Annotated in this window: 14 protein-coding genes; 7 read left to right on the top strand and 7 right to left on the bottom strand. The window is 73.1% G+C overall.

All coding sequences use genetic code 11. From position 1 onward, the window contains the following. Positions 1-48 precede the first annotated feature (48 nt). Positions 49-285, top strand: a complete 237-nt coding sequence (locus AC067U_RS14440) for a hypothetical protein (protein WP_478829979.1) — start codon at positions 49-51, stop codon at positions 283-285. Between the two features lie 178 nt (positions 286-463). Here the strand turns inward: AC067U_RS14440 and AC067U_RS14435 are convergent, their stop codons facing one another. Together AC067U_RS14435 and murQ are read right to left on the bottom strand one after the other, a co-directional pair. Next, complete coding sequence (locus AC067U_RS14435) at positions 464-1,963, bottom strand: PTS transporter subunit EIIC (protein WP_478829978.1); 1,500 nt, start codon at positions 1,961-1,963, stop codon at positions 464-466. A gap of 183 nt (positions 1,964-2,146) precedes the next feature. Then, positions 2,147-3,139 (bottom strand): N-acetylmuramic acid 6-phosphate etherase, encoded by a 993-nt coding sequence (murQ, locus tag AC067U_RS14430; RefSeq protein ID WP_478829977.1) that lies wholly within the window; start codon positions 3,137-3,139, stop codon positions 2,147-2,149. 178 nt (positions 3,140-3,317) lie between these two features. Between murQ and AC067U_RS14425 the strand changes: the two genes are divergently transcribed. The 3 genes from AC067U_RS14425 (at position 3,318) to AC067U_RS14415 (ending at position 4,615) form a co-directional block, all read left to right on the top strand. After that, the gene (locus AC067U_RS14425; protein WP_478829976.1) at positions 3,318-3,707 is read left to right on the top strand and encodes a hypothetical protein; all 390 of its coding nucleotides are present in this window, start codon (positions 3,318-3,320) and stop codon (positions 3,705-3,707) included. After that, a complete protein-coding gene (locus tag AC067U_RS14420; protein ID WP_478829975.1) occupies positions 3,704-3,973 on the top strand; it encodes a DUF4031 domain-containing protein in 270 nt (89 codons plus the stop codon). Before AC067U_RS14425 ends, AC067U_RS14420 begins: the two co-directional genes overlap by 4 nt. A 72-nt stretch (positions 3,974-4,045) precedes the next feature. Further along, the gene (locus tag AC067U_RS14415; RefSeq protein ID WP_478829974.1) at positions 4,046-4,615 is read left to right on the top strand and encodes a Uma2 family endonuclease; all 570 of its coding nucleotides are present in this window, start codon (positions 4,046-4,048) and stop codon (positions 4,613-4,615) included. 18 nt (positions 4,616-4,633) lie between these two features. Here AC067U_RS14415 and AC067U_RS14410 read toward each other — a convergent pair whose 3' ends face one another. Further along, positions 4,634-5,329, bottom strand: a complete 696-nt coding sequence (locus tag AC067U_RS14410; RefSeq protein WP_478829973.1) for a copper homeostasis protein CutC — start codon at positions 5,327-5,329, stop codon at positions 4,634-4,636. A 131-nt stretch (positions 5,330-5,460) separates the two neighbouring features. On the opposite strand from AC067U_RS14410, the gene AC067U_RS14405 reads away from it, so the two are divergent. Together AC067U_RS14405 and AC067U_RS14400 are read left to right on the top strand one after the other, a co-directional pair. Then, positions 5,461-6,114: an HD domain-containing protein gene (locus AC067U_RS14405; protein WP_478829972.1), complete on the top strand. Its 654-nt coding sequence runs from the start codon at positions 5,461-5,463 to the stop codon at positions 6,112-6,114. Between the two features lie 134 nt (positions 6,115-6,248). Further along, positions 6,249-7,463, top strand: a complete 1,215-nt coding sequence (locus tag AC067U_RS14400) for a Cmx/CmrA family chloramphenicol efflux MFS transporter (protein ID WP_478830123.1) — start codon at positions 6,249-6,251, stop codon at positions 7,461-7,463. A gap of 289 nt (positions 7,464-7,752) precedes the next feature. Here AC067U_RS14400 and AC067U_RS14395 read toward each other — a convergent pair whose 3' ends face one another. After that, entirely contained in the window at positions 7,753-9,738 is a 1,986-nt protein-coding gene (locus AC067U_RS14395) for a HelD family protein (protein WP_478830122.1), read from the bottom strand. 473 nt (positions 9,739-10,211) lie between these two features. On the opposite strand from AC067U_RS14395, the gene AC067U_RS14390 reads away from it, so the two are divergent. Next, complete coding sequence (locus AC067U_RS14390; protein ID WP_478829971.1) at positions 10,212-10,397, top strand: hypothetical protein; 186 nt, start codon at positions 10,212-10,214, stop codon at positions 10,395-10,397. Between the two features lie 79 nt (positions 10,398-10,476). Here AC067U_RS14390 and AC067U_RS14385 read toward each other — a convergent pair whose 3' ends face one another. The 3 genes from AC067U_RS14385 to AC067U_RS14375 all read right to left on the bottom strand — a co-directional run bounded on the left by AC067U_RS14385 (position 10,477) and on the right by AC067U_RS14375 (position 14,502). Beyond that, positions 10,477-10,713 carry a hypothetical protein gene (locus AC067U_RS14385; RefSeq protein WP_478829970.1) on the bottom strand — a complete coding sequence of 79 codons (237 nt, stop codon included), beginning with the start codon at positions 10,711-10,713 and terminating at the stop codon, positions 10,477-10,479. Between the two features lie 793 nt (positions 10,714-11,506). Then, positions 11,507-13,150, bottom strand: a complete 1,644-nt coding sequence (locus tag AC067U_RS14380; protein ID WP_478829969.1) for a DNA repair helicase XPB — start codon at positions 13,148-13,150, stop codon at positions 11,507-11,509. A 311-nt stretch (positions 13,151-13,461) separates the two neighbouring features. Continuing rightward, complete coding sequence (locus AC067U_RS14375) at positions 13,462-14,502, bottom strand: helix-turn-helix transcriptional regulator (protein ID WP_478829968.1); 1,041 nt, start codon at positions 14,500-14,502, stop codon at positions 13,462-13,464. Positions 14,503-14,584 lie beyond the last annotated feature (82 nt).

Raw genomic sequence — 14,584 nt, 5'->3', positions numbered from 1 at the left:
CACGCTGTGTGCGGAAGTCGGATACACAGAGTTGAGAGGTGGTACGTCGTGGTGCTGACGCCGAGGGAGCGGGTCCAGGCGGCCGAGGAGGCCGTGGCTCAGCTGAAGGGTGCGCTGGACGGGGTGGGTGTGGTGTTCCCGTCGCTGGGGGTGGAGCCGGTCTCGGCCGCGGGCTCGTACGGGCTGCCGCTGGTCGAGCTGGGGCGCTGCAATCTGGACACGGCGCTCAGGCTGGCGGCCGTACTCCACGAGCGGGCGCACCCGAGTCCGCACCCGGCCATGTGACGAGAACGTCCGGATCGCCCATTCGGGAAGCGCGCAGACGTTTCTTCCTGAGCCGGGCGGGTGACGGGGCGGATCACCGTGCGTGAGCGGGGAAGTCCGGGGCTGTCCCGGACACCACTCGCTCCAAGGAAGGCAGGCGTGAGGCCACGGCCGTTGCCTACGCGGAGTGCACCCTTCCCTAGGCGTCCACGCGGCTCGTTGCGGGGCTCGCCGTTCCCTCGGCGGAGGGGGCGGCGGGCGCCCCGGCCGGGTCGAGAGCGTCGAGTTCGGCGAGCATCTGCCGGGTGAAGCCGAAGAAGTACGTGGCGAGGAAGCCCACCAGGTAGCCGGTGAGCAGGCCGCCGATGTAGATCGCGAGGGTGGTCAGCGGGCCCGGGCTGCCGTCCAGCAGGGGGAACAGGGCCCAGCCCGAAGGGCCGATGGCGGTGGCGCCGAAGGACGCGCCGAGCTGGTGGAAGAGGCCGATGAACGCGCCGCCCGCCGCGCCGCCCGCGCAGGCCGTGACGAAGGGGCGGCCGAGGGGGAGGGAGACGCCGTAGATGAGGGGCTCGCCGATGCCGAGGAAGCCGGCGGGGAGGGCGGACTTGATCGTGCTGCGGATGGAGCCGTTGCGGGGGAGGCGGAACCAGATCGCGACGGCCGCGCCCACCTGGCCGGCGCCGGCCATGGCGAGGATCGGGAGCAGGACGGTGTGGCCCTGTTGCTCGATCAGGGTGGTGTGGATGGGGATCAGGGCCTGGTGGAGCCCGAGCATCACCAGGGGGAGGAAGAGGCCGCCGAGGACCAGGCCGGCGAGTGCGCCGCCGGTGGAGAGCAGCCGGTCGGCGGCGGTGCCGATGGCGGTGGAGACCTCGCCGGCGACGTACATCAGGCCGAAGAGGGTGACCAGGCCGGAGAGCAGCACGGTGAGGGTGGGGGTGAGCAGGACGTCGAGGGCCTCGGGGACCCAGGTCCGGCACCACTTCTCCACGTACACGGCGAGCAGGGCGGCGGCGAGCGCGCCGAGCACGCCGCCCTGCCCGGGGGAGAGGGACAGGCCGAAGGCGGTGATCTTCGCGACGCCCGGGAAGACGATGACGGCGGCGACGGCACCGCCCAGGACCGGCGTCCCGCCGAATTCCTTCGCCGTGTTGTAGCCGACGAAGACGGCGATCAGGGACATGAAGCCGGAGGCGATCGCGGCGAGGGCGGGGACGATCTCGGGCAGCAGGCCCGCGTTGGCGAGTACGCCGTTCAGGCCCGCGATGATGCCGCAGCCGATCAGGGCTGGGATCAGGGGGACGAAGACGTTGGCGATGCGGCGGAGGAGGAGTTTGACGGGGGTGGCGTTGCGTGCCTTCCGGGCCGCCTTCAACGTGGCGCCCCGGTCGGCCAGTTGCCCGGCGGTCAGGGGGTGGGGCGCGTTGCTTCCGGCGCGGGCTTCGGTGACCAGCGCTTCGAACTCGGGGGTGACGCGGGCGACGGTGCCGGGACCGAGGACCACCTGGTACGTGTCGTCCTCTACGACGCCCAGCACGGCGGGGAGGGCCTTGAGGGCTTCGTCCTGGACGAGGGAGCGGTCGTGGAGGGTGATGCGGAGGCGGGTCATGCAGTGGGCGACGGCGGCGACGTTGGCTGCGCCGCCGACGAGGGGGAGGATCGCTTCGGCTGTGGCGCGGTGGGGGGTGTCTGTGGACATGGCGGTGCCTTGCTGTGTGTGGGGGGCGGAGGGGAGCGGGCTTCGGCTGGGCGGGGTGTGGGGTGGGCCGCTGGGCGGGGTGTTCCGGTGTGCCCACCCTCCCCCAAGCTCTCGACTTCGCTCGAGCAGGGGGGACCCCCATCGCCCTGCGGAGCGCCTGCCCACACCGGGGCACCTCCGGGGTCAGCGGGCTTCGGTCAGGGCCAGGGCGAGGGCCGGGCGGAGGTGGCCGGCGCTGGCGGTGAGGAGGTCGGCGGCGGTCTTCGCGTCCACGCCGCCGAGGACGACGAGGATGGCGTGCTTCACCTCGCCGCCGGTGGCGGTCAGGGCGGCCTCGATCTCCTCGTCCGGTGCGCCCGTCGCGAGGGCGACGATGCGGCGGGAGCGGGCGCGCAGCTTCTCGTTGGTGGCCCGGACGTCGACCATCAGGTTCCCGTAGGTCTTGCCCAGCCGGATCATCGTGATCGTCGAGAGCATGTTCAGCACCAGCTTCTGCGCGGTACCGGCCTTCAACCTGGTCGAGCCGGTGAGGAGTTCCGGGCCGGTGACCACCTCGATGCCGTGCTCGGCGGCGGCCGCGAGCGCGGAGCCGGCGTTGCAGGACAGGCCGACCGTCAGCGCGCCGAGGGCGCGGGCGAACTCGACGGCGCCGACGGCGTACGGGGTGCGGCCGGAGGCGGAGATGCCGACCACCGTGTCCTGCGCGGTGAGCCCGAGGCGGGTGAGGTCGGCGGCGGCGAGTTCCGCGGAGTCCTCGGCGCCCTCGACGGCGGTGACCATGGCGGCCGGGCCGCCCGCGATCAGCCCGACCACGTCGGCCGGGTCGGTGTTGAAGGTGGGCGGGCATTCGCTGGCGTCGAGCACGCCGAGGCGGCCGGCCGTACCCGCGCCCGCGTAGACGAGCCGGCCGCCGCGGGCCATGCGGGCGGCGATGGCGTCGATGGCGGCGGCGATCCTCGGGAGTTCGGTGGCGACGGCGGCGGGGACGGCGGCGTCCTCGGTGTTCATGGTGCGGGCGATGTCGAGGGTGGGGAGGCGGTCGATCCCGGCGAGTTCGGGGCGGAAGGCCTCGGTGGTGAGGACGTCGAGCTGGGCGCGGAGTTCGGCGTACGCGGGGGCCGGCGGAGGGCTGCCGGGGGTGCCGGGGGTGCCGGGGCTGCCGGGGGTGCCGTTCATCAGGGGTGGGCTCCTCGTGGCTCGGGGACACCTCGGATACGGAGAGCGACGCATCGCGGCTTCATGGTGACAGTGCCGGGCCGCCGGTGCGGGTGGGCCTGCCGGGCGGCTGTCCAGGTGCCGGGCTTTGTGCGCCGGGAATCCCCCATTGGGAGGGGGTAGGGGTCAAAATGGCCACATGGACCACGCGACCCCCTTGGAACAGGCGCTTCACGCCGCCCGCGCTCTTGTACTCGCCGATCTCGTCGCGGGCGAGGTCGCCGAGGCCGATGTCGTGTCCCTCGTCGAGGACTCGGTCGTGCACCGCCGGTGGTGGGTGGAGCAGTGGCCCGAGGGCGCCGGCTACCTTCCCGGGCTGATCGCCCAGGACGTGCAGGACGCCCTGCTGGAGAAGTACGGCCGCTGGCCGCTCTGTCCGGTCTGTTCCCACGGGGATCCGCACGCGCTCGACGTGGAGCCGGAGTTGGGGCCGGATCCGCACTGGGTGTGCGGGAAGGCGGGTGTGAAGGTGGCGTCGGTGGGCGCGCTGGGCCCGGTGATGGGCGGGTTCGGGCGGTTCTCGGAGTGACGCTCTACATCGACCCGCCGACTTGGCCGGGCCACGGCCGCATGTGGTCGCACCTGGTCAGTGACGTCTCGTACGAGGAACTGCACGCCTTCGCGGCGGGCATAGGCTGCCCGCCGAAGGCGTTCGAGCGGGACCACTACGACGTGCCGTCCCATCGCTACGCGGACGCGGTGGCGGCGGGCGCGGTCGAGGTCGGCAGCAAGGAGCTGGTCCGCCGGCTGACGGAGGCGGGACTGCGGCGGCCGAAGGGCCGTCCGGCGGCCTGACGCCGGCGGCCCCATCACCCCTGCGAGGGAAGGAACGCCTTGAGTGACGGGCCGGACGCTACGGTGGAAGACATGACTGCCATGCCCGAGTGGATGAGCCCGCCGCGGGCCGAGGGCTGGTTCGCGGAGGATCTCGACCACCTCCCGGAAGCCCCTCGGCACACCGAGCTGATCGACGGAGCACTCATCTTCATGATGTCTCCCCAGCGGTCGTGGCACGGCCGCCTCGTCACCTCGCTCACCCACCGCCTCATGGCCCAGGCCCCGGACGGGTTCGAGGTGGAGCGGGAGATGACGATAAGGCTCGACAAGCGCAACCGCCCCGAGCCCGACCTCCTGGTGACGACATCCGCGTACGACCCCGACCGGACCTGGTTCGCCCCGGAAGACGTCCAGCTCGTGGTCGAGGTCGTGTCTCCTGAGTCCGCGCACCGCGACACCACCGTCAAGCTCCGCAAGTACGCGGAAGCGAGGATCCCGCACTACTGGTGCATCGAGGACGACCACGGCGCGCCCGTCGTGCACGTTTACGAGCTCGACGTGCCCACCGGTGTGTACGCCCCGGCAGGGATCTTCCGTGAGGTCCTCAAGCGCCCGGTCCCGTTCGGCATCGAGCTCGACCTGTCCACGCTGACCCCCTAGGACTGCCGACCGCCGCCGCTACGCCAGTGCCTTGCGCCACTCCTCGACCGCCGCTGCCGAGACGGGGCCGGACCAGCCGTCCGGGCGGGCCGCGCCGCCGATGTGGAAGGCGTCGATGCCGGCGTCCCGGAGCACCGGCAGGTGGTCGAGGGCGAGGCCGCCGCCGACCATGATCTGCGCCTGGTAGCCGGGCTCGCCGGTGCGTGCCGCCTCCGCCAGGAGGACCGGCAGGCCCGCGGTCACGCCCTGCGCGGAGCCCGCGGTCAGGTAGGTGTCCAGGCCGGGGAGGTCCGCGAGGGCCTTGCGCAGCTGGTCGCGGTCGGCGGCCCGGTCGATGGCCCGGTGGAAGGTCCAGCGGCAGCCGTCCAGTTCGGCGAGGACCTCCTCCACGGCGGCCAGGTCGGGGGCACCCTCCGGGTCGAGGAAGCCGAGCACGAACTGGTCGGCGCCCTCCGCGCGCAGCGCCCGCGCCTCGGCGGCGAGGGCGGCGACCGCCGCCGCGTCGCCGGCCGCGAAGCCGTCGGACATGCGGAGCATCACGCGCAGGGGGATGTCGACGGCGGCGCGGATCGCCGCGAAGACCGCACGGGGCGGAGTGAGCCCGTCCGCAGCCATGTCCGTGACCAGTTCCAGCCGGTCGGCTCCACCGGTCCGGGCCGCGACCGCGTCCTCCGCGTCGAGGGCGATCACCTCCAGGACTGCACGGTTGCTCATCTGATCCCGTCCTTCGAAGTAGGGACAATAGGTCTAGTCCAATCTCCAGAGTACGGGGCCCCGCCCAGGCTTCACCAGCACAATCACGCCACCGCCACAGGGAGACCACAGGCGCACAGCACAATGACCGCATGCACACCGACACCGCGCAGCTGGAGCGGCAGCTGGCAGCCGCCTGGAACGAGGCCGCCACCGCGGCCGGCGCCCGGCGCGACCCCGCGCCCTACGCCGCCCGACTGCTCGCCGCCTGGGCGGAACCGCAGCGGCGGTACCACACCACCGCGCACCTCGCCGCCGTCCTCGCGCACGTCGACACGCTGGCCGGGCACGCCGCCGACGTGCACGCCGTACGCCTCGCCGCCTGGTTCCACGACGCCGTGTACCGGCCGGACCGGTCCGAGAACGAGGAGCGCAGCGCGGTCCTGGCCGAGCGGGCCCTGCCCGAGCTCGGCATCGACGAGCAGCGGACCGCCGAGGTGGCCCGCCTGGTCCGGCTCACCGTCACCCACCACCCGGCGCCCGGCGACACCAACGGCGAGGTGCTCTGCGACGCCGACCTGGCGGTGCTGGCCGGGGACCCGGACGCGTACGCGGCGTACGTGGCGGCCGTACGCGACGAGTACGCCTTCGTACCGGAGGACGCCTTCCGGTCCGGCCGGGCGGCCGTACTGCGGCAGCTGCTGGACCTGCCCCGGCTGTTCCGTACGCCGTACGGGACCGCCCGCTGGGAGGCCGCGGCCCGCCGCAACCTGGCGGCCGAGCTGGCCACGCTCATCGAGCCCTGACCGGGCCGGGCCGGCCGGGCCGGGCCCGGCCCCGGGAGCCGCCACCGAGCTGACGGACCAGGGCGAGGGCGGGAATGGGACGGGCTTCGGCGGGGTTGATCGCCTTCATGCCCACACATGCCGAACGCCCCCGAATGCCCGTGGCCGTCTACGTCCTCGGCCTGTCCGTCTTCGCGCTCGGCACGAGCGAATTCATGCTCTCGGGGCTGCTGCCGCCCATCGCCGAGGACATGGACGTCAGCATTCCGCGGGCGGGCCTGCTCATATCCGCCTTCGCCATCGGCATGGTCGTCGGCGCGCCGCTGCTGGCCGTGGCCACCCTCCGGCTGCCCCGCCGGACCACTCTCATCGCCCTGATCAGCCTCTTCGGGCTGGGCCAGGTCGCGGGCGCCCTGGCGCCGACGTACGAGCTGCTCTTCGCCTCACGGGTGGTCGCGGCCCTCGCCTGCGCCGGCTTCTGGGCGGTCGGCGCGGCCGTGGCCATCGCGATGGTGCCGGTCGACTCCCGGGCCCGCGCCATGGCCGTCATGATCGGCGGCCTGTCCATCGCCAACGTGCTGGGCGTCCCGGCCGGCGCCTTCCTCGGCGAGCACCTGGGCTGGCGCTCCGCGTTCTGGGCCGTCGGCGCCGCCTCCGCGGTCGCCCTGGTCGGCATCCTGCTCCGGGTCCCGCGGATCCCGCTCCCCGAGACCCGCCCGCGCCTCGGCCGCGAGCTGGGCATCTACCGGGACAAGCAGGTCTGGCTGTCCATCGGCGTCACCGCGCTCGGGGCCGGCGGCGTGTTCTGCGCCTTCAGCTACCTCGCCCCGCTGCTCACCGACGTTGCGGGGCTGGAGTCCGGGTGGGTGCCGTGGGTGCTCGGGCTGTTCGGCGTGGGCGCGCTGATCGGCACCACGGTCGGCGGGCGGGTCGCGGACGCCCACCTGTTCGGCGTGATGATCTGGGGCATCGTCGCCTCCACCGCGTTCCTGACCGCGCTGGCGTTGTTCGCTTCCGCCGCGGTGGCGGCGGTCGGGCTGTCCTTCCTGCTCGGCGTCTCAGCCTTCTTCACCGCGCCGGCGCTGAACGCCCGGATGTTCAACGTGGCCGGTGCGGCGCCGACGCTGGCCGGTGCGACCACGACGGCGGCGTTCAACCTGGGCAACACGGGCGGGCCGTGGCTGGGCGGCACGGTGATCGACGCGGGCCTCGGCTTCGCGGCTACCGCCTGGGCGGGCGCCGCCATGACCGTGACGGCCATCGCCCTCGCGGTGGCCGCGATGCGGCTGGACCGCGGCAGTGCCTCCCGGGTCGTCACCGGCTCCCGCGAAGCGGCGGTGGCCACCGAGGGCGTACGGGCGTCGGGGTAGTCCCTGCCCCCTCGGTGTGGGCAGGCATCCCCCCCGGTGTGGGCAGGCGTCCCGCCCCGGTGTGCGCAGGCATCCCCCCCCCGGTGTGGGCAGGCGTCCCGCAGGGCGATGGGGGTCCCCCTGCTCGAGCGAAGTCGAGAGCTTGGGGGAGGGTGGGCACACCGGGACACCCCGCCCAGCTCGCCCCAGCCCGCCCGTAACCCCGCTCCGGGGTTACGGGCGAAGCCCCGCGACAGGGCAGGGGCTCGGCCCGGCCCCCGCCAAGGCGGCCCCGGGGCCGAAGCCCCGCTCAGCCCGCCAGCGCCGCAGGCAGTGGCGCCGCGTGGACCGCAGTCAGCCCCGACACCGCCCGGGTCAGGCAGACGTACAGCCGGCGCAGTCCGGTCCGCTCGTCCGGCTCCCCGTCGACCACCGCGGCCGGCTCGTCCAGCACCACGTAGTCGTACTCCAGGCCCTTCGCCAGCGAGGCCGGCACCAGCGTCAGCCGGGATTCGGCGGTGGTCTCCTCGCCGGGGGAGAGGTACGGCAGCCCGGCCGCGAGCAGCGCCTCCCCCAGCAGCGGGATCCGCGCGTCCGCGGCGATCAGCCCGATCGACCCCTCGTGGCGGAGAGCCGCGCGGCAGGCCGCGACCACCGTCCCGGTGAGCCCGTCCGCATCCGGGACCGCGGTCACGACCAGCGAACCGGGCGTCTCACGCACCGAGGAGACCGCCGTCAGACCGGGAGAGATCGCCGGGAGCAGGCGGGAAGCGTACGCGATCACCTCGCGCGGCACGCGGAAGCCGGCGGTGAGTTCCTCCAGCACCGCCTCCGGCTTGCCGAGGTGGGTGAGCGCCTCGGACCAGCTGCGGGTGGCCCACGGGGTGGTGCCCTGGGCGAGGTCGCCGAGGACCGTTGCCGAGCCCGTGGTGCAGCGGCGGCCGACCGCCCGGTACTGCATGGGGGACAGGTCCTGGGCCTCGTCGAGCACGACGTGGCCGAGGGAGGGGGTGCGTTCGACCAGGTCGGCGGCCTCGTCGATGAGGACCAGGTCGGCCGGGGACCATTTGGCGGACTTCACGCTGCGGAACGGCTTCGGCCACAGCAGCAGCTTCTGCTCGTCGGCGGTGAGGATCCCCTCGGCGTGCTCCGCGAGGAAGTCGGCGTCCGAGAGCAGCCGCAGCACCAGCTTGGCCGGGTCCACGGCCGGCCAGATCTGCTTGACGGCGGCCTTCACGGCGGCGTTGCGGGCCACCGCGTCCTGGACCCGGTCGTCGGGGGCCTCGCCGGCCTGTTCCATGCGGACCAGCACGGCGTGCGCGATGCGCTGCGGGAGGGCGTCGCGGGCGGCTCCGTAGCGGATCTCGCGTTCGCGCAGCTCGGTGACGATCTCCTCCAGCTCGTACGCCGGAACGCGCCAGCGGCGGGAGCCGCGGACCACCATCAGGGCCTCGGCGGGCGGGCTGACGTGCGAGCGGACGGCGCGGCGCAGCACCTCGGCCATCCGGGCGTCGCCCTTGACCACGGCGGTCTCGGCGGGGTCGGTGGCACGGACCGGTGTGTCCTCGCGGCCCACCAGGTCGTCCACGGTGGCCTGCTTGACCTCCAGCTCGCCGAGGGCGGGCAGGACCTGCTCGATGTAGTGCAGGAAGGAACGGTTCGGCCCGATGACCAGGGTGCCGGTGCGGGCCAGCCGCTCGCGGTGGGCGTAGAGGAGGTAGGCGACCCGGTGCAGGCCGACGGCCGTCTTCCCGGTGCCGGGGCCGCCCTGCACGCAGACGGAGCCGGACAGGCCGGAGCGGACGATCTCGTCCTGCTCGGGCTGGATGGTGGCGACGATGTCGCGCATGGGGCCGACGCGGGGGCGTTCGATCTCCTGCTGGAGCAGCTTGGAGACGGCGGCTGCCTCTTCGGGGTCGGAGAGGTGCTCGTCCTCGTAGGCGGTGAGGTCGCCGCCGGTGTAGCCGAAGCGGCGGCGCAGTGCGACGTCCTGCGGGTCCTTCTTGGAGGCGCGGTAGAAGGGCTGGGAGACGGGGGCGCGCCAGTCGATGACCATGGGGTCGCCGTCGGCGTCGTGGACGTGCCGGCGGCCGATGTAGAACTGCTCGCCCTCGGCGCCCTCGGCGAGGTCGGCTCCGGGGGCGTGGAGGTAGTCCAGCCGGCCGAAGAAGAGGGGCGTGTGGGCGAGGTCGGCGAGAGCCTTGATGCGGTCGTCGATCTGCGCCTGGAGGACGATCGCGTTGACCCAGTTCGCCGTGACGTCGCGGATGTCGAGGGCCTCGACGTCCTCGCGCATGGCGCGGAGCGCGGCGCGGGAGGCGGCGAGGTGCGCGCGCTCGCGGCCGAGGGGGCCTGCTGGGCCGACGGTGTCGGCGGTGTCGGCGGTGTCAGCGGGGCCGGCCTGCCGGTGGACATCGGCGGCGGGGGTGGCTTCGGGGACGTGCGCGGGCACGGACTGCCTCCTGCTCTCCTGCTCCTGGACGTGCGCGTTCGGTCGTTCGGCCGTCCGGTTCCGACCGGACGGCGGCACTCCCCGGTGATGGCGGCGGTGGGGGCCCCTGCTCGAACGAAGCCGAGAACTTGGGGGGAGGGCAAGAGCGGAGATTCTAGTGGGGCGGGTCGTGGGGCGCGAACGGATTTCCCGGCGTACCCCTAGGGGACCGTACGGGTGTAGTACCGGAGGACGTCAGACCTGGGAGTGACAGCGGGGGGTGGAGATTAGCTCCGAGGACCGATGTGCGGGGCGGCCGGGCGCAGCACCATGGATTCATGAGCACCGCAACTCTTACCCCGAACCAGGGCGCCCGCCCGAGCGGCGCCACCGCCCTCTCCGACTCCCACCCGCGGCACCGTTTCGGCAACCTGCTGCGCGCGGCGAAGGTCTTCGCCACGAGCGCGTTCAGCGTCGCCCTTCTGGGCGAATACGGCGAGGAAGCCGGCGTCATACGCCGATGAAGCCGGCGTCATACGCCGATGACGCCGGCTCCGGCCACTCGGGAACAGGAGGAGAGGGCCCGGCGACCCCGTCGTGCGACTACTCCACCGGCGTGCAGTAGACGGCGACGTTGGCGGTCAAGTCGCCGTCGGTGGGGTTCCGGAAGACGACGACCCACGTGTTTACGTCTTCGCGGATGTCGCCGTCCACTTCGAGCGGGCTGCTTTTGACCCAACCGCCGGAGATCGCGATCTCTCCCGGCTCGCACGACGCGGTACCTTGCGTGCTGCCCGAGCGCGCCGGCACCGTGACCAGATCTCCGAACCTTTGCCTCACATCGGCGATACCTGGCGAACCCGTAGGGCCGGTGGGGCCAGTCGGCCCCGCGGAGCCGGTGGCTCCTGCCGGCCCGGGGGCGCCTGACGCACCTGTCGGGCCGACGGGCCCTGTCGGACCTGTGGCGCCCGTAAAACCCGCGGGTCCCTGACCCCCGGTCGGCCCCGTGGCTCCGGCGGTCCCGGTCGCTCCAGTCGGCCCTATCGCTCCAGCCGGCCCCGTAGCTCCGGCCGGCCCGGTCGGCCCGGTGCCACCCGGTACACCTGGCTCGCCCTGCGGCCCGGTCGGTCCGGCGAGGCCGGGCTCACCCGTGTCGCCTCGGGGTCCGGGCGGTCCGGGAGGGCCGATCGGACCTGTCGGCCCGGTGGGCCCGACGCGTCCGTGCACGCACTGATCCTTGTCCCCACCCCCGCCCTCGGGCAGGGCCCTCGGCGTGGTGCGGGACGGCTTGCAGTCGTCGCCGCCTCCGCGCGCCGACACGACCGTATCCGTTGCCGGCCGGGCGTACCCGGCGGCGACTCCCGAGGTCGCCGTCGCGAGCACGACGGCGATCGACGCCATGGTGCCGCCCAGCACGACCGCTCTCTTCGGGAGCGGCCCGAGGACCGGTCCCTTCCGGCGTTGGTGATCCATGCAGTCTCCCGTGGGATGAATCTTGCGATGATCCGACAGGCAGACTGCGCGGTCCCCGATTCACACCATGCGCAGGACACCCGGAATCGCCCGAAGACCAACCATCCGGCGGGCATCGCATCGCCGGACGGCGTTGGTCGCGGGAGGCCGTCCGAGCCGGTCAGTTCTCCTTGAGGACCTCGTCGGCGTCCATGATCCGGTAGGCGTAGCCCTGTTCCGCCAGGAAGCGCTGGCGGTGGGCCGCGAAGTCCTGGTCGATGGTGTCCCGGGCCACCACCGAGTAGAAGCGGGCCTCGTGGCCGTCCGCCTTCGGGCGGAGGACCCGGCCCAGACGCTGGGCCTCTTCCTGGCGGGAGCCGAAGGTGCCGGAGACCTGGATGGCGACGGTCGCCTCCGGCAGGTCGATGGAGAAGTTCGCCACCTTGGACACGACCAGGACGCTGATCTCACCCTGGCGGAACGCGTCGAAGAGCTTCTCGCGCTGCGCGTTGGAGGTCTCGCCCTTGATCACGGGTGCGTCCAGGTGCTCGCCGAGCTCGTCGAGCTGGTCGATGTACTGGCCGATGACCAGCGTCTGCTCGCCCCGGTGCTTGCGGACCAGGGCCTCCGTCACCTTCCGCTTGGTGGCGGTGGTCGCGCAGAAGCGGTACTTCTCCTCGGTCTCGGCGGTCGCGTAGGCGAGCCGCTCGCTCTCGGTGAGGTTCACCCGGACCTCGACGCAGTCCGCGGGCGCGATGTAGCCCTGTGCCTCGATCTCCTTCCAGGGGGCGTCGAAGCGCTTGGGCCCGATGAGGGAGAACACGTCGGACTCCCGGCCGTCCTCGCGCACCAGGGTGGCGGTCAGTCCGAGCCGCCGCCGGGCCTGGAGGTCGGCGGTGAACTTGAAGACCGGCGCGGGCAGCAGGTGCACCTCGTCGTAGACGATCAGGCCCCAGTCCCGGGAGTCGAACAGCTCCAGGTGCGGGTAGATGCCCTTCCGCTTCGTCGTCAGCACCTGGTAGGTGGCGATGGTGACGGGACGGATCTCCTTCCGGGTGCCGCTGTACTCGCCGATCTCGTCCTCGGTCAGTGAGGTCCGCTTGACCAGCTCGTGCTTCCACTGGCGGGCCGAGACGGTGTTCGTCACCAGGATCAGCGTGGTCGCCTTGGCCTCGGCCATCGCGCCCGCGCCGACCAGGGTCTTTCCGGCGCCGCAGGGCAGCACGACCACGCCGGAGCCACCGTGCCAGAAGCCGTCGACGGCCTGCCGCTGGTAGGGGCGCAGCTGCCAGCCGTCCTCGGCCAGCTCGATGGCGTGGGCCTCGCCGTCGACGTACCCGGCGAGGTCCTCGGCCGGCCAGCCGAGCTTGAGCAGGGTCTGCTTGATCTGCCCGCGCTCGGAGGGGTGCACCACGACGGTGTCCGCGTCGATCCGCGCGCCGACCAGCGGGGCGATCCGCTTGGACCGGAGGATCTCCTCCAGCACCGGCCGGTCGGTGCTGGTCAGCACCAGCCCGTGGGTGGGGTGCTTGGACAGGGTCAGCCGCCCGTAGCGGGCCATCGTCTCGGCGACGTCGACGAGCAGCGCGTGGGGCACGGGGTAGCGGGAGTACTCCACCAGCGCGTCCACGACCTGCTCGGCGTCGTGCCCGGCGGCCCGTGCGTTCCACAGGCCGAGCGGCGTGATCCGGTAGGTGTGGATGTGCTCGGGCGCGCGCTCCAGCTCGGCGAACGGCGCGATGGCGCGGCGCGCGGCCTCGGCGAGTTCGTGGTCGACCTCCAGGAGGAGGGTCTTGTCACTTTGAACGATGAGAGGCCCGTTCACTCACGTACCTTCCTGCGTGGGGTGGCCTCCCGGGTGCGGACGGCCAAACCTCCAGTCTGCCGCATCCGCGACGGTTCGGTGGGGGTGGTGGCCTCCCGGCCCCACAAGCCCCGCTACCGCACGACCGGCCCGCTCCCGGCCCGCCAGTCGTCGAGGCGCCTGCGGAGGGCGGCCACCATGGGCTCCCGGCCGGTGTTCTCCCGGCCGGAGTCTTCCCGGGAGCGCCGCCGGCGCCCTCGGCCGCACCGTCATCCGGAAATGGCGGTATCCGGACACCGTTTCCGGATAGTGCCGGTGACCGGTCCCGGGGTTCACTGGTTGCGGTGCGTGGTGTGCGTGCGGCGTCGGGGGACGGCACGCCCACCACGCACCGTCTGTGACGGGGTCTCCCCGTACGCCTTGCGGTAGTGGCCGGTGAAGCGGCTCAGGTGGGTGAAGCCCCGGCGCAGGGCCACGTCCGTCACCGTGCCGGTGGCCCGCCCGGCGGCGATGGCCAGGAGGTCGTCGCGCGCCAGGTCCAGCCGGACCCGCCGCAGGTAGGCCAGCGGGGTCGTGCCGAGGTGGGTGCGGAATCCGTCCCGCAGGCTCCGCGGGCTCACCCGGGCGGCCCGTGCCATGTCGGCCACCGATATCGGCTCGTGGGCGTGCTCGGCGCAGAAGTCCGCGGCGCGGCGCACCGCGCCCGGCAGGACGGCCGGGCCGAGGCCGGCCACCGTGCCGGTGAGTTCGTGGGGCTGGGCGTCGAGCAGGCCGTTCACCAGCAACTGCTCGAAGTGCCCGGTCGCCAGCGGGGAACGGGCGGCCAGGCCGGAGGCGGCGAACTCGGCGAAGGCCCGGACGAGGTTCAGCCAGGCGCCGACCGTGCCCAGCCGGTGGTCGAAGACCGGGGCGAAGAAGAGTGGCGCCCGCGGCCGTTCGCCGAGCCGGACGGCCAGCGCCCGGTCGAGCACCGGCCGCGGGATGATCAGGACCAGGTTCACCGTCCCCGCGTTCCGGTGCATCGCCGGACGCCGGCCCGGCCCGATGACGCCGTGCGCCGACGAGGGCAGCGCCATGCTGTCCACGGTGACCTCGCCGGCCCCGACGAGGAGGACGTGGACGTTGTAGAAGTCCGGCAGCGCCCCCGGGGTGGCGCCGGTCCCGCTGCCGTAGCCGAGTTCGTACAGCGCGATCGCGCCCTGGTGGAGGCACCGGAAGCTGCCCTTGACCGGGTGGTTCTCCTGCAGGGACATCCGGTGCAGCGCGAACCGTGTGCTCACCAGCTGGTGCAGTTCCTCTGCGTCGCCGCCGTGGAAGAGGAGGCCGCGGGCCTCCGTCACTCCGCCCGGACCGACTGTGCTGATGGTGGACATGTCCTCGCCGCCTGGTGCTTCTCCGTCGCGGGCGGGAATCTACCGGATTCTTGGATTCCGGGTTACTCCGGCCGATCCACGG

It is taken from the genome of Streptomyces sp. NPDC043853 (assembly GCF_056436025.1).
This window is presented reverse-complemented; position numbering and strand designations above follow the sequence as displayed.

Coding starts and splice junctions, on each gene's coding strand:
- AC067U_RS14435 (WP_478829978.1), bottom strand. CDS start 1,963: ATGTCCACAGACACCCCCCACCGCGCCACAGCCGAAGCGATCCTCCCC.
- murQ (WP_478829977.1), bottom strand. CDS start 3,139: ATGAACGGCACCCCCGGCAGCCCCGGCACCCCCGGCACCCCCGGCAGC.
- AC067U_RS14425 (WP_478829976.1), top strand. CDS start 3,318: ATGGACCACGCGACCCCCTTGGAACAGGCGCTTCACGCCGCCCGCGCT.
- AC067U_RS14415 (WP_478829974.1), top strand. CDS start 4,046: ATGACTGCCATGCCCGAGTGGATGAGCCCGCCGCGGGCCGAGGGCTGG.
- AC067U_RS14410 (WP_478829973.1), bottom strand. CDS start 5,329: ATGAGCAACCGTGCAGTCCTGGAGGTGATCGCCCTCGACGCGGAGGAC.
- AC067U_RS14405 (WP_478829972.1), top strand. CDS start 5,461: ATGCACACCGACACCGCGCAGCTGGAGCGGCAGCTGGCAGCCGCCTGG.
- AC067U_RS14400 (WP_478830123.1), top strand. CDS start 6,249: ATGCCCGTGGCCGTCTACGTCCTCGGCCTGTCCGTCTTCGCGCTCGGC.
- AC067U_RS14395 (WP_478830122.1), bottom strand. CDS start 9,738: ATGCGCGAGGACGTCGAGGCCCTCGACATCCGCGACGTCACGGCGAAC.
- AC067U_RS14390 (WP_478829971.1), top strand. CDS start 10,212: ATGAGCACCGCAACTCTTACCCCGAACCAGGGCGCCCGCCCGAGCGGC.
- AC067U_RS14375 (WP_478829968.1), bottom strand. CDS start 14,502: ATGTCCACCATCAGCACAGTCGGTCCGGGCGGAGTGACGGAGGCCCGC.